Origin of the sequence: Brachybacterium sp. J153 (assembly GCF_036311905.1) — a bacterium.
Classification (GTDB): Bacteria; Actinomycetota; Actinomycetes; order Actinomycetales; family Dermabacteraceae; genus Brachybacterium.
This window is the reverse complement of record NZ_JAZDCH010000008.1, coordinates 59,255-73,028: the sequence shown is the minus strand read 5'-3', so window position 1 is coordinate 73,028 and position 13,774 is coordinate 59,255. Positions and strand designations below refer to the sequence as shown.

The window sequence follows — 13,774 nt, the reverse complement described above, 5'->3', positions numbered from 1 at the left end:
GCTTCGGTGAGCACTGCAGGTCCGGACTGGATGATGCGGAACAGCGAGCGTCGCGAGCAGTCCGTGGACTCGCGGCGCAGGTCTCGGTGCGCAGGCGTGGTGCGCAGGGTTGCTCTCGGCCCTCTCTCAGCCCAGAACCTCCGCACAGTCGGGGAATCCGGGCCGAATAACCCGGAAGTGCGGAGGTTTCCGGAGGTGGGCGGGCGGCCGGCAGGGGGCGGCTCTCGCCGGTCAGCCCTTCACGGAGCCGATCATCGCGCCCTTGACGAAATAGCGCTGGACGAAGGGGTACACGGCGAGCATCGGCAGCGTGGCCACGGCGATGACCGCCATCTTCACGGACTGCGCCGGGGGCACGACGTCGACGACGGTCGCGTCGGCGTTCATGCCGCTCGAGACGATCACGACCTGGCGCAGCAGCACCTGGATGGGCCACTTGCTCGAGTCGTTGATGTAGAGGACGGCGCCCATGTAGGTGTTCCAGTAGGTCACCGCATAGAACAGGCCGATCGTCGCGATCGATGCCATCGACAGCGGCAGCACCACGCGCAGGAACACGCCGATCTCGGAGCAGCCGTCGATGCGCGCCGCTTCCTCGAGGGAGTCGGGGATGCCCTGGAAGAAGTTCCGCATGATCACGAGGTTGAAGGCGTTCACCGTCGCGGGCAGGATCAGCGACCACAGCGAGTCCAGCAGCCCCAGCTTGGAGACGACGATGAAGGTGGGGATCATGCCTCCGCTGAACAGCATCGTGAAGATGACCAGGAAGTTGATGGATCGGCGGCCCAGCAGGTACGGCTTCGCGAGGGCGTAGGCCATCATGGCCGTCACCACGAGGCTGAGGAAGGTGCCCACCACGGTCACGAAGACCGAGACTCCCATGGCTCGGAAGATCGTCGGGGTGGAGAGGATGTACTGCCACGCGGCGAGCGTCCACTCCTTCGGGATCAGCACGAAATTGCTGGTCGCGAGCTCGCCGGGGGTGGCGAAGGAGCTGCCGATCACGTGGATGAACGGGATCAGACACATGAGCGCGAAGCCGGTCAGCAGCACGATGTTGACCGCGTTGAAGATCCTCTCACCGGGGGTGCGGCGGCGCAGACGGGGCTTGCGCGCCACGAGCTTCGTGGGCTCGATCTGGTCCGGCGTGGCGGACGGCGTCGGGATGGGGGTGACGGTCATCGGGGGCTCCCCTCGGGCAGGGGCCGCAGCGCGAACAGCGCCGCGGCGGCGAAGAACAGGAAGGCGACGGGGTAGAGGATCAGCTGGCTGCCCAGCAGGCAGACGGCGCCGGCGGCGAGGAACCACCAGCCGGGGGCGCGGCGGGCGGGACGCGCGCGGTGATGGGCGATGCCGGCGACGGCCAGCAGCAGGAGCACCACGAGGGACATGCCGAGCCAGGCGGCGAGGGTGTCTCCGAGCACCCGCGCCTCCTCGCCGCTGAGCCCCGAGTCCTCGCCCACGAGCGCCGGCATGACGACGGCCTCGAAGGTCGGCTGGTCGATCCGGTTCATGACCAGGGTGAACCCGCCGTGGGCGATGAGCGCGGCGATCATGCCCAGCCCCACGAGGGTCATCTCGACGGGCCGACGCACACGCCGCGCCGGCCCGGCCGACGGAGCACGCCGGGCCGACGGGGCACGCCCGGTCGACGGGTCTCGCCGGTCGCCGCGGCGGCGGCTCTCGGTCATGGTCATCGCTCCGTCACCTCGCCGACCACACCGGTGCAGTCCTCGGCGAGGAGCAGCGGCCCGTCGGCCCCGCGCACCCGCACCCGGGTGAGCAGCGCACCGCGCACCCCGCCGAGGCGCAGGCCCTCGCGGGTGACGGGGACGAGCCCGTCGGCCATCTCGGGGACGCCGGGACGGGGCTCGTCGGCGAAGGTGACCGAGAGGTCCTCGATCGAGAGGTCCTCGATCGGCGACTCGGGGAGCCCGAACAGGTGGCCGGCGCTCGCATGGACCCGGGTCGCGGTCAGGTGCGCGAGGTGCAGGCCGCGAATCGCCGGGGTGCCGGGGCCGACGGGGCGGGCCGCGCGGTCGCCGACCAGCTCCGTCTTCCCCTCCGGGCCGCAGTGGTAGAAGGAGTTGATGGTGATCGGGCAGGTCACGTCGTCCATGACGATGCCGGTGACACGCAGGTTCTCGATCAGCCCGCCGCGGCCGCGCCGGGTCTTCACGCGGATCCCGCGGTCGGTGCCCTGGAAGACGCAGGCGGAGATGACGACGTTGCGCACGCCGCCGGCCATCTCGCTGCCGATCACGACGCCGCCGTGGCCGTGGACCATGGTGCAGCCGGTGACGGTGATGTTCTCGCAGGGCACCCGGGCGGCCGTCGCCTGGGTGCCGGCCTTGATGGCGATGCAGTCGTCGCCCACGTCGATGTGGCAGCCGCTGATGTGCACGTCGCGGCAGGACTCGGGGTTGATGCCGTCGGTGTTCGGGGAGTCCGCGGGGTTGAGGATCCGCAACCCGGCGACGGTCACCTGCTCGCACAGCGAGGGGTGGACGGTCCACGCCGGCGAGTCGCGCAGGGTCACGTCGCGCAGGGTGACGCGGCGGCACTCGTGCAGCCCGATGAGGGTGGGCCGGGGATGCTCCAGGGTGCCCTCGCGCTGGCGGTCCCACCAGGGGGCGCCGCCGCCGTCGATCGTGCCGAGGCCCGTGATCGCCACGTCCTCCTCGCCGTGGGCGTACAGGCAGGGCGAGTGCACGAGCCCGGTCGCCCCCTCCCAGCGCGCGTCGACCACCGGGTAGAGAGCCGGATCGGGCACGAAGCGCAGCACGGCACCCGCTTCGAGGTGCAGCTCGACCCGCGAGCGGAGGCGGAGCGCGCCGGTGCGGTGCTCGCCGGCGGGAACCAGCACCCGGCCGCCGCCGCGCGCGGCGGCGTCGTCGATCTCCCGCTGCAGGGTGGCGGTGGCGGGGGCGAGAACGTCGAGGTCGGCGAGCTCCCGGGGAGGGCTGAGGGTCACGGGTCGTGCCTTTCGAGCGGGGGTGGAGGGGGCGCCGGAGGGGCGCTGGACCGGTGGGTCCCGGCGGGGGGGGGGGGGGGGGGGGGGGGGGTGAACGCCTGGGGGGGGGAGGGGATGGTTCAGGCACGTCGTGACAGCGGGGGCGGAGGGGGCGCCGGAGGGGCCCTGAACTAGTGGATCCGGGCGGGGCGCGCGGCCGACGGGGGCCGCGCGCCCCTGTGGCGGGGACCGGTCAGTTCACGGCCTCGTAGGCCTCGGTGTACTCGGCGATGATGTCGTCGAGGCCCTGCGAGCGAGCGGCCTCGATCGCGGCCTCGTAGTCGGCCATCGTGGTCTGCCCGACCATGAAGGTGTTGTACGAGTCGTTGAGCGCCTTCTCGATGGTCGACCACTGCGTGTCGTAGGTCGCCGAGGTGAGGGACTGCGCCGGGTTGGTCACCACGTACTCGTCGTTCTCGGTCATCTTCTCGTTGGCCTCGTTGACGTACGGGTTCGTCGACTTGTAGATCTCCACCTGGTCCGACGGGCGCGAGCTCGAGTACGGCTGAACCTGCTGCTCCCACAGCGGCTGGTCGATGATGTTGACCGCGCCGTCGGCGTCGAGTTCGTAGTGGGTGCCCTCGATGCCGTTGGTCATCAGCCGGAAGGCGGGCTCGTCGAGCAGCTTGTCGATGAGGGTCAGCGCCCGCTTGACGTCGTCCTCCCCCTTGAGCGACTGGGTGTTGAAGGCCATCAGCCCGCCCATGCCGCCCGACGTGTCGGAGACGATGCGACGCGGCACGTCGCCGTAGGTCATGTCGTTGATCAGAGCCCACTGCACCTCGGTGTCCGGGTTGATCGACTCCGCGAGGGACATGTAGTTCTTCGCCTCGAACAGGCCCGTCACCACGATCCCGCCCTTGTCCTGGGCGATGGCCTGCTGCTGGTTCTGCTTCTGGACGGTCACGAACTCCTGGTTGATCAGCTTCCGCTCGAACGCGCCGCGGTACCACTCCATCGCCTCCTTCCACGGCTCCGTGGTGCAGGCCGGGACGATCTTGCCGGCGTCGTCGAGCTGGAACTTGTCGCCCGCGCCGAAGTAGCCGGCGAGGGAACGGAACCCGACGGCGAAGCTCTCCTGGCGGTCGATGAAGCCGGTGACCTGGGCACCGGTGCCGGTGGGGTCTCCGTCGACGAAGGCCTGGGCGACCTCGAGCAGGTCCTCAAGGGTGTGCGGCACCTCGAGTCCGAGGCGGTCCAGCCAGTCCTGCCGGACCAGCACGCCGTAGCGGGCGAGCGGCTTCTGGAAGGGGACGCCGTACAGGGTGCCGTCGAGGCGTGCGGACTCGATGATCGTCGGGTTGATCTCCGCGAGGTTCGGGAACTCGGCCAGGAACGGCTCGACATCCCAGAACATGCCGGACTTCAGCGGCTCGCGCACCGCTGCCATGCCCTGGTTGAGGGTGTTGATGTCGGCGAGGGACCCGGAGGCCAGCGCCGCGTTGATCTTCTCCTCCTTGGAGGCGTCCGGCACCCACTGGTACTCGAAGTCGACGCCGCTGTGCTCCTTGAGGGCGGCCATGATCGGACCGGCGGCGTCCGGGGTGGTGGGCGTGTGCAGCATCGACATCCAGGTGAGGGTGCCGCCCTCGCCGGACGAGCCGCCCGAGCCGCCGCCGCTCGAGCTGCCGCAGGAGGCGAGGGCACCGGCGCCGGCGAGGCCGGCGGCCGCGAGGGGCAGGGACTTGAGGAGGGTTCTGCGCTGGATCATGAGAGGTCCTTTCATCGTCGAAAAGAAGAGGTGGTGGTGATGGAGGGAGTGGTCGGTCAGGTCTGGGGGTCAGGGACCGCAGAGGCGTCGACGCCCCGAGAGGTCATGCGAGGTGGCCTTCCGTGAGGGGCTGGGATTCGGTCTCGACCTCGACGCTCCGGTCGAGGTCGGTGAGGACGGGGCGCAGGATCAGGGCGACGGCGAGGAACGGGAGCACCGCGCCGAGCAAGGGGAACAGGGCGACGGCGAAGCGGAGCATGACCACCTCGGCGAGCGCGACGGCGAGGGCGCCGATGATCGTCCAGTGCAGGGAGCCGACGCCGAGCAGCAGCGCACCGCCGATCTGCCGGGGCAGGCCGCGCAGCTCCGTCGCGGCCATGACGAAGAAGACGTAGGCGCCGATGATCAGGAGCACCGCGAGGGCCAGGTGGTTAGCGGCCCGCAGGTACCAGTCGTCGAGGCTCAGCAGGTTCACGCCGATCACCACGCCCACGCCGGAGAGCACCAGGCCCATTCCGATCGAGGCGCCGAGGCGCTCGCGGGCGTCCCGCAGGAAGGTGCGCACGGTGGGCGGGGTGCGGCCGTGGCGGAACCAGCCGTCGAGGTACTTCGCGAGCGCGTAGCTCGCGGGGCCGACGCCGAGCACGCCCAGGCCGAGGAGCGTCACCGCGGTCCACAGCAGGTTCAGCAGGATCAGGCGCCAGAACCCGCCGAGCCAGCGGTTCAGCGTCGCGAACGACTCGAAGGAGAAGAACATCGGTCACCTCCTGACGGCGGTGGCCGTCAGTACACGCCTTCCTCGCCGAGCTTCTTGGCCAGGGAGTTCGCGCCGATCACGAGGATCAGCCCCACGAGGCCCTTGAAGAGGCCCACGGCGGTGGCGAAGCTGAGCTGTCCGTTCTGGATGCCGGCGGTGTAGACGTAGGTGTCGAAGATTTCGCCCACTTCGCGGTTCATCGAGTTCAGCAGCAGGAACATGTGCTCGAAGCCGAGCTCGAGGAAGTCGCCGATCGAGAGGATGAACAGCACGATGATGGTGGCGCGGATGGCGGGCAGGGTGATGTGCCAGGTCTGCTTCCACCGGTTCGCGCCGTCGATCTCGGCGGCCTCGTAGAGGCTCATGTCGACCGCGGTCAGCGCGGCGAGGTAGACGATCGTGCCCCAGCCGGCGGTGCGCCAGATGTGCTGGAAGACGTACATCGGGCGCAGCCAGTCGGGATCGGTGAGGAAGCCGATGGGCTCACCGCCGAGGGCGACGATGAGGTTGTTGATCGCGCCGCCGTCGGTCGTGAGCATGACGTAGAAGATCGACACCACGATCACCCAGGACATGAAGTGCGGGATGTAGATGATCGTCTGCACGCTGCGCTGGAACAGCTTGCTGCGCAGCTCGTTGAGCATCAGCGCGAGGATGATCGGCACCGGGAACGAGATCAGCATCAGCAGTATCGACAGCACCAGGGTGTTCCGCATGAGCATGAAGAACGTGTCCTCGGTGAACAGCCGCACGAAGTGCTCGAAGCCCACCCACGGGCTGCCCATGATGCCCAGGAACGGCTTGTAGTCCTGGAACGAGATGATCAGCCCGCCCATCGGCAGGTACTTGAACACCAGGAAGTACACGATGCCGGGCAGTGCCATCAGGTACAGGGTGCGATAGCGCCAGATCTTCTGCGCCAGCGACGTCTGTCGCCGCTGCACCGGGGGTCGACCCGACGCGTCCGCGGACGGGGTCTGTGCACCCGCCGCCGCTGCGGTCCGGGTGTCGATCACGGGGTCAGCCACCATGGATGAACCTCTGCTCCTCATCGAGAGTCGGGCGAGAAACCGTTCCCTGGGAAACCGGTTTCTCGCGTTCGCCACAGTCTGGAGGTGGCCCCGGTCCCTGTCAACGCCTTCCGGCAGATCTCTGCCGACCGAATCCGGTTTCCCACGCGGAAATCCCGAATAGCCACAGGTCATCGGCAGGTCACGAAGAGGTCTCAGCCATTCGCTCCGGCCCGTCGGCCTGTCGCAGCGCACCGCTTCCCCTCTCCGAGCACCCCTGGTACGGTGTGCGATCAGTTCGTGAGAAACCGGTTCATCGTTTCTCGCGTTTCCCGCGTCTCGCGGTCCTCACCCGCCCCAGCCCAGGAGTCCCCGTGGAGCATCGTTCGAATCCCGTCCTCGACGCGGACTGGCCCGATCCCGACGCGATCCGCGTGGGCGAGGAGTTCTGGATGATCGCCTCGAGCTTCAACCGGGCGCCCGGTCTGCCGGTACTGCGCTCGCGGAACCTCGTGGACTGGGAGCACGTCACCAACGCGCTGCCCGCGGTGGTGCCGGAGGACCACTACGCCCTGCCGCGTCGCGGCAGCGGCGTCTGGGCGCCGTCGCTGCGCGAGCACGCGGGCACCTTCTACCTCGTCTACCCCGACCCGGACCACGGCATCTTCGTGCTCACCGCCCCGCACCCGTCGGGCCCCTGGAGCGCGCCGCACCTGCTGCTGGCCGGCCACGGCCTGATCGACCCCTGCCCGCTCTGGGACGAGGACGGCCGCGCGTATCTCGTGCACGGCTGGGCGCGGTCCCGCGCGCGGGTGAAGAACCTGCTCAGCGTGCTCGAGGTGACAGAGGACCTGACCGCCGCCCTCTCCCCCACCCGCACGGTGATCGACGGTGACGCGATCCCCGGCATGGTCACCCTCGAGGGGCCGAAGGCCTACCGCCGTGACGGCTGGTTCTGGATCTACGCCCCCGCCGGCGGTGTCGCCGAGGGCTACCAGGTGGTCTTCCGCTCGCGCGACATCCACGGCCCCTACGAGCACCGGATCGTGCTCGAGCAGGGGTCCTCCTCCGTGAACGGCCCGCACCAGGGGGCGCTCGTCGACGACGCCGACGGGAACCTGTGGTTCCTCCATTTCCAGGATCGCGGCGTGTTCGGGCGCGTCACCCACCTGCAGCCGGTCACCGTCGACGACGAGGGCTGGCCCCATATGGGCGAGCCGATCGATGCGGTGCGCGGACGGCCGGTCGACGTCGTCCCCGTCCGGGGCGCGACCACCCTCGGCGCGACCGACGCCGACCCCGACGGCGAGGACCACCCCGCCTGGGCGGAGCCCCGACGTTCGGACGACTTCACCACCGCCGTGCTCGCCCCGCGCTGGCACTGGCAGGCGAACCCGCAGCCCGGCTGGCACCGCACCGGCGACGGCGGCCTCGACCTCGCGCTCGCCCCCAGTCCCCGCGGCGACCTGCGCGATCTCGGCGCGATCCTCGGCCAGCAGCTCCCCGGCCAGCCCTCGACCTGGACGACCCGGCTCACCCTGCCCGCGCCCGCGGCGACGGCGGCGGACCCGTCGGATGCCCCGTCGACCGCGCCGGCAGCCCCCGAGCGCGCCGGGATCGTGGTTCTCGGCCACGCCTACGCGTGGGCCGGGCTGCGCCGCGACGCGGAGGGGGTCGCGCTGGTCTCCGGCACGATGGCCACCGGCGCCGCTACGGAGGAGGTGCAGGTCCACCGCCTGCTCACCGCGGATCCCGGCACGGCGGCCGCCGTCGGCCTCCAGCTCGACACCGCCGCCGACGGCCGCATCACCCTCACCGCCCACCTCGAGGGCGAGCACCTCCCGCTGCTCGAGGGATGGCCGGCCGTCGAGGGGCACTGGATCGGCGCGGAGGTGGGCCTGTTCGCCACCGCCCTCGGCATGGTGCACCATCGTCTCGAGGATCGCCGCGCCCGCTTCGGGCCGGTGGTCGTGCGACGTGGCGGACGGGAGATCTGATGGTGCGAGGACGTGGCGGGCCCACGATCACGCAGGTGGCCGAGGCGGCCGGCGTCTCGCGGGCGACCGTGTCCCGGGTGCTGAACGAGCACCCCTCCGTCGACCCCCTCATCGGGGCGCGCGTGCGAGAGGCGGCGAAGCGCCTGCAGTACCGGCCGAACATGATCGCGCGCCATCTCTCCACCGGTCGCACTCGGACGATCGCGTTGATCATCCCCGACCTCGGGAACCCGATGTACCAGTCGCTGCTGCGCGGCATCTCGCGCGCCGCCGAGGCCGACGGGTACAGCGTGCTGGTCGCGGAGGCCGGCTCCCCCGACACCGAGGCGACGCTCGCCCGCGATGCGCGGCGCCAGTGCGACGCGATCATGCTGGTCTCCCCGCGGATGGACGACCTCAGCCTCGAGGAGGTCATCGACCAGGCGGATCCCGTCGTGGTCCTGAACCGTCGGCCGCTGAACCCGCGCACCGGAGTCGTCGCGATCGACTACGCGAGCGGCATGCGGCAGCTCGTGGAGCATCTGCACGCGCTCGGGCACCGCGACCTGGTCTACGTGGCCGGGCCCCCGCGCAGTGCCGCCCATCGCGAGCGGCTCGCGGCGCTGCACTCGCTCACCGGCGAGGATCCCTCTTTCACGCTGCAGGTGCTGCCCGGCGGGGCGACGATGTCCGCCGGCTACGAGGCGGCGGAGGCAGTGCTCGCCTCGGGGGCGACCGCGGCGCTGGCCTTCAACGACCTGGTCGCCTTCGGCCTGCAGTCCCGGCTCAACGAGTTCGGGGTGGGCGTCCCGCAGGACGTCTCGGTGACCGGCTTCGACGGCATCGAGCTGTCGCGCTTCGCCGTCCCGCGACTGACCACCGTCGGCCAGGAGCAGCTCGACGCAGGATCAGTCGCCTGGTCCCTCCTGCGCGCCCGCCTCGACGACGCCGACGGCCGGGCCGGCTCCGGCGTGACCGTCCTCGAGCCCCTGCTGCAGGTCGGCGACAGCACCGGTCGCGTGCCGCCCTCCCGGGTGCCGATCGCCCCTGGCGGCGGCGGCGAGGAGTCGCCGCGCCTCGAGGATCTCGCCAACACGCCCTTCGGCTGGGTCAAGGAGGGCCGCGACTGGACCCTCCTCGCGAGCGGGACCCTCCTGGCCGTGGCCGCCTCGGGCCGTTCCATGCCCCCCGTGCACAGTCCGCGGCCGCACCTGCATCCGGTGCGCAGCCTCGCGGGCCGCGCCATGACGGTCACCAATCCCAGCGACCACCGGCACCACTTCGGGCTCTCGCTGACGGTGCCCGACGCCAACGGCACCACCTACTGGGGCGGACGCACCTACGTCGAGGGCCGCGGGTCGACGCTGCTGTCCAACCACGGTGTGCAGGAGTCCTTGGAGGAGTCCGTGGACCGCTCCGGCCGCGAGCTCGCCTCGCGCGTGCAGTGGCGCGCGCACGACGGCGGCGACCTGCTCCACGAGCAGCGGCGCCTGGGCACCTATCTCCTGCCCGACCCGCGCGGCTGGGGGCTGCGCTGGCGGAGCCGGCTCCGGCCCGGCGACGGCCCGGTGACCTTCACCAGCCCCGCGAACCGGGGTCGGCTCGGCGCGGGCTACGGCGGGCTGTTCTGGCGGCTGCCGGACGCCGACGAGGTGCGCGTGCTCGTCGAGGGCGGTCGCGGGGAGGCGATGGCGCACGGCTCCCGCAGTCCCTTCGTCATCGTCCAGCGCCGTCACGGCAACGCCTGGAGCAGCCTGGTGATGGTGCAGGACGAGGAAGCGCAGGGCCGGATCGACCCCTGGTTCGTGCGGGCCTCGGACTACCTCGGCGTGGGCACCAGCCTCGCCTGGGACGCTCCGCGCCTGCTGGACCGCGGGGAGCTGCTGGACGTCGTGGTGCGCACCGCCGTCCTCGACCATCCGGTGATCAGCGAGGAGGTGCCGGACCTGCTCGCGGCGATCGCCGCGGCGGAAGGCCCGGCCGCCGCCTTCGACTGACCGGCCCTGCCCGTGAACCACCCGTGCGAAGGAGCACCATGGCCGTCGGATCCACCCCCTCTCCGGCCCGCGTCGGCCACCGGGCCGGGACCCTGCCCTCGGTGTCCCTCGCCCTCGCCGACCCCGCGGTGCGGGAGATCGTGATCGAGCCCGGCGAGTACGTCGAGCAGATCGCGATCGCGCCGCGCGAGGCGCCGCTGCTGATCCGCTCGGCGACGGGCCGCGCCGAGGACGTGCGGATCGTCTTCGGCCTCCACCAGGGGGCACGGGACCGCACCGGCCTGCCGTACGTGCAGGACTGCGCGACGCTCACCATCGACGCCGACCGCGTCACCCTCCGCGACCTCACCGTCGAGAACTCCTTCGACAAGCGCCTCCACCCCGACTGGCCGGACACCCAGGCGATCGCGCTGCGCACCCGCGGCGACCGGATCCTCGTCGAGCGCTGCCACCTGCTCGGCCAGCAGGACACGGTGCTGCTGGACGCCCCCGGCTGGGCATCGGTGCGACGCGTCCACCTGCGGGGCTGCCTCATCCAGGGCGACGTCGACTTCCTCTACGGGCGGGCGACCGCCCTGGTCGAGGGCGGGGAGATCCGCAGCGTCGGCCCCGGTTACCTGCTCGCCCCGTCGACGGCCCGGGAGAACCCGCGCGGGATCCTCGTGCATGGCGCACGGCTCACCGCGGCCGACGGGGTCGCGCCGGGGAGCGTCCGCCTCGGGCGCCCCTGGCATCCGGGCGGGAAGCCCGACGCGATCGGGCAGGCGATCGTCGCCTCCTGCACCGTCGGCGAGCACGTGGCCACGGAGCCGTGGAGCGAGATGGGCGGCTTCGCCTGGGAAGATGCGCGCCTCGCCGAGCACGGCAACGACTGGGGCGCGCGGACCAGCACCGGCCCGCAGCTGCCGGATGCGCCCGACCCCGGGACCTGGCTCGAGGTGCCTGTCCCCGCCGGCGGGGCGCCGCGGGCGATCGTGCTCTCCGACTCGACGGCGAGCGAGTACGGTCCCGAGCGGGCGCCGCGGGAGGGCTGGGGCATGCGGCTCGGATCGGCCACCGGGCTCACGGTGCTGAACCGGGCGGTGTCCGGCCGCAGCTCGGTCAGCTTCCTCGCCGAGGGACATCTCGACGGGGCGCTCGAGGAGCTGCGCGCCGGGGACCTGGTGCTCATCGCCTTCGGGCACAACGACCCCAAGGACGACGAACGCTTCGCGGACGTGCACCTCGCCTACCCGGCGGCGCTGCGGCGGATGCTCGTGGGTGTGCGCGCCCGCGGCGGCGTCCCGGTGCTGCTCACCCCGATCGAGCGGCGCCGCTTCGAGGACGGCCACGCGGTCCGCACTCATGGCGGGTACCCGCAGGCCGTCCGCGCGCTCGCGGCCGAGGAGGCGGTCCCGCTGATCGACCTCTCGCAGCGCACGCTCGAGCTGTGGGAGGCCGACGGGGAGGAGCGCTCGACGGAGAACTTCCTCTGGCTCGAGCCCGGCGAGTGGCCTGGATTCCCCGTCGGCGAGCAGGACGACACCCATCTCAGCACCGCCGGGGCCACCCGCGTGGCGGAGCTCGTCGCGGCGGGACTGCGGGAGCTGGGGCTGCTGGAGCCGGTGCGGTTCGAGCGGGGACGACACGAGCCGGGCCGGATCGAGCCGGCACGACACGAGCCGGGGTTGAGCCGAAGCAGCAGTCATGGGCGATCGCCGCGCTCCTGCACGCCGAGGCCGACGGGCCACGGGAGGTGATCGGCCACAGCCTCGGCGGTGCGGTCGCCGTGCACCTCGCGGCGCGGCACCCCGAGCTCGTGGACCGGCTCGTCCTCGTCGAGCCGGCGCTCGACGTGCCCGCCATCGGCCCCGGCCCGGAGGACATGGCCCTCGAGCCCGAGGAGGAGCTCGACCGCGGTGGCTTCGAGAGGATCCTCGCGCGGGAGGTCCCGTGGCGACGCGCCGAGGTGCGCCTGACCGCCCCGCACGCCCTGGTACGCAGCGCCCGCTCCCTCCTCGACGAGCACGCCGCCGCGACGAACGACCTGCTCGAGCACCTGCGGCAGCCGGTGGTGCTGGTGCGCGGCGGGCACCGCACCTACGCCCGGCAGGATCGCTTCGACGCCGTCGGGATCCGCTCCGTGCGTCTCCCCGACGCCGCCCACTTCGTCATGCACGACGCCCCCGACGCCCTGCTCAGCGCGCTGGAGGACGCCGCGCCCTGACGGCGGGGTCCTGTGCTCGAGCTCGGGTGGGGCGGAATGGCTTGCTTCTCAACCACTTCGGGCCCGTGGATGGTTGAGAAACAGGCCATTCCCCCGTGGAGGCGGAGGCGAGGCGGGGCGGGGCGGGCGCGGGGGCAAGGGGCAGGGCGCCGAGGCGGGCGCCGCAGTCCCGCGTCCGCCCGCCCGCTCCCGACCGCTCAGTGGTTCGTGACCGCCCAGCCCTCGCCGCAGGTGCCGCCCATCTCGGACTTCTCGATGCGCACCTCTCGCCCGTCGGCGTCCAGCAGCGGCTGGTAGCCGGCGGCGACCTCGCGGCTGCCCACCGGGATGTAGTGCAGGATCAGCGACCGGCGGAATCGGTCCTCGGTGGTGTTGGGCTTCGAGCCGTGCACGAGGCTGCCGTGGAAGATCAGCATGTCGCCGGCGCGCATGTCCGTCTGCACTACCGAGAGGTGCTCGGGGATCGACACGGTGATCGAGGTGAAGGACTCCGCGGCGTCGGCGTCCTCGGGGCACTCGATCTCGTAGCGGTGCGTGCCGGGTACGACGCCCAGCGCGCCGTTGTCGCCGTCGCAGTCGTCGACCGCGATCCACGCGGCGATGCAGGTCTCCGGGTGGGACTGCAGGAAGTAGTTGTCCTGGTGCATCGCCTGGCCGCGTGCGCCCGGGGGCTTGAAGTAGAACATCGACTGCGCCGCCCACACCGGGCCGACCACCTCGGCGACCCGGCCCATCACGCGCTGCTCGAGCATCCAGCTGCGGGCCATGCGACCCGGGGCGTGGTCGTCGCGGTGGGGCTGGATCATCCGCGGGTAGGCGTGGAGCGGGTCGCCCTCGGGAGTCTCGTGGAAGGCGCCGCCGCTGCCGTCGGTCTCGATGTGGATCGTGAAGGTGTCCCGCAGCTCGGCGACCTCCTCGGCGGTGAGGACGCCGCGGAGGTGCACGGCGCCGGCGTTCTGGTAGGCGGCGGCGAGACGTGCGGGATCCGCGGTGGCGGCGTCGACGATCTCGAGGGCGACGGGGGCGTCGACGGGGTGATCGGCCGTTCCCGCGACGGCGGTGTCGACGGCGGGGCTGGTCTGGAGTGTGCTCATGATGTCAGTC

At 71.7% G+C, this 13,774-nt stretch carries 11 protein-coding genes; 4 read left to right on the top strand and 7 right to left on the bottom strand.

Annotated features, from left to right (window positions below; all coding sequences use genetic code 11):
• Positions 1-231: 231 nt before the first annotated feature.
• The 6 genes from V1258_RS04855 to V1258_RS04830 all read right to left on the bottom strand — a co-directional run bounded on the left by V1258_RS04855 (position 232) and on the right by V1258_RS04830 (position 6,512).
• On the bottom strand, positions 232-1,182 hold the full coding sequence (locus V1258_RS04855) for a carbohydrate ABC transporter permease (RefSeq protein WP_329748603.1): 951 nt from the start codon (positions 1,180-1,182) through the stop codon (positions 232-234).
• Complete coding sequence (locus V1258_RS04850) at positions 1,179-1,691, bottom strand: hypothetical protein (RefSeq protein WP_329748602.1); 513 nt, start codon at positions 1,689-1,691, stop codon at positions 1,179-1,181. Before V1258_RS04850 ends, V1258_RS04855 begins: the two co-directional genes overlap by 4 nt.
• 2 nt (positions 1,692-1,693) lie before the next feature.
• On the bottom strand, positions 1,694-2,974 hold the full coding sequence (locus V1258_RS04845) for a glycoside hydrolase family 28 protein (protein WP_329748601.1): 1,281 nt from the start codon (positions 2,972-2,974) through the stop codon (positions 1,694-1,696).
• 232 nt (positions 2,975-3,206) lie between these two features.
• The gene (locus tag V1258_RS04840; protein WP_329748600.1) at positions 3,207-4,724 is read right to left on the bottom strand and encodes an extracellular solute-binding protein; all 1,518 of its coding nucleotides are present in this window, start codon (positions 4,722-4,724) and stop codon (positions 3,207-3,209) included.
• Positions 4,725-4,827: 103 nt separating this feature from the next.
• On the bottom strand, positions 4,828-5,481 hold the full coding sequence (locus V1258_RS04835) for a DUF624 domain-containing protein (RefSeq protein ID WP_329748599.1): 654 nt from the start codon (positions 5,479-5,481) through the stop codon (positions 4,828-4,830).
• 26 nt (positions 5,482-5,507) lie between these two features.
• Positions 5,508-6,512, bottom strand: a complete 1,005-nt coding sequence (locus V1258_RS04830) for an ABC transporter permease (protein WP_329748598.1) — start codon at positions 6,510-6,512, stop codon at positions 5,508-5,510.
• A 353-nt stretch (positions 6,513-6,865) separates the two neighbouring features.
• Here V1258_RS04830 and V1258_RS04825 point away from each other — a divergent pair, with 353 nt between their 5' ends.
• From V1258_RS04825 to V1258_RS04810, 4 genes are read left to right on the top strand one after another with little or no spacing between them, the layout of a single operon-like run.
• Positions 6,866-8,488, top strand: a complete 1,623-nt coding sequence (locus V1258_RS04825; RefSeq protein ID WP_329748597.1) for a glycoside hydrolase family 43 protein — start codon at positions 6,866-6,868, stop codon at positions 8,486-8,488.
• Positions 8,488-10,464, top strand: coding sequence for a DUF6807 family protein (locus V1258_RS04820; RefSeq protein WP_329748596.1), 1,977 nt, complete (start codon positions 8,488-8,490; stop codon positions 10,462-10,464). The genes V1258_RS04825 and V1258_RS04820 overlap by 1 nt, the downstream gene beginning before the upstream one ends.
• A 38-nt stretch (positions 10,465-10,502) precedes the next feature.
• Positions 10,503-12,203, top strand: a complete 1,701-nt coding sequence (locus tag V1258_RS04815) for a pectinesterase family protein (RefSeq protein WP_329748595.1) — start codon at positions 10,503-10,505, stop codon at positions 12,201-12,203.
• Entirely contained in the window at positions 12,200-12,670 is a 471-nt protein-coding gene (locus tag V1258_RS04810) for an alpha/beta fold hydrolase (protein ID WP_329748594.1), read from the top strand. The genes V1258_RS04815 and V1258_RS04810 overlap by 4 nt, the downstream gene beginning before the upstream one ends.
• A 197-nt stretch (positions 12,671-12,867) precedes the next feature.
• Here the strand turns inward: V1258_RS04810 and V1258_RS04805 are convergent, their stop codons facing one another.
• Positions 12,868-13,764: a phytanoyl-CoA dioxygenase family protein gene (locus V1258_RS04805; protein ID WP_329748593.1), complete on the bottom strand. Its 897-nt coding sequence runs from the start codon at positions 13,762-13,764 to the stop codon at positions 12,868-12,870.
• Between the last annotated feature and the right edge of the window lie 10 nt (positions 13,765-13,774).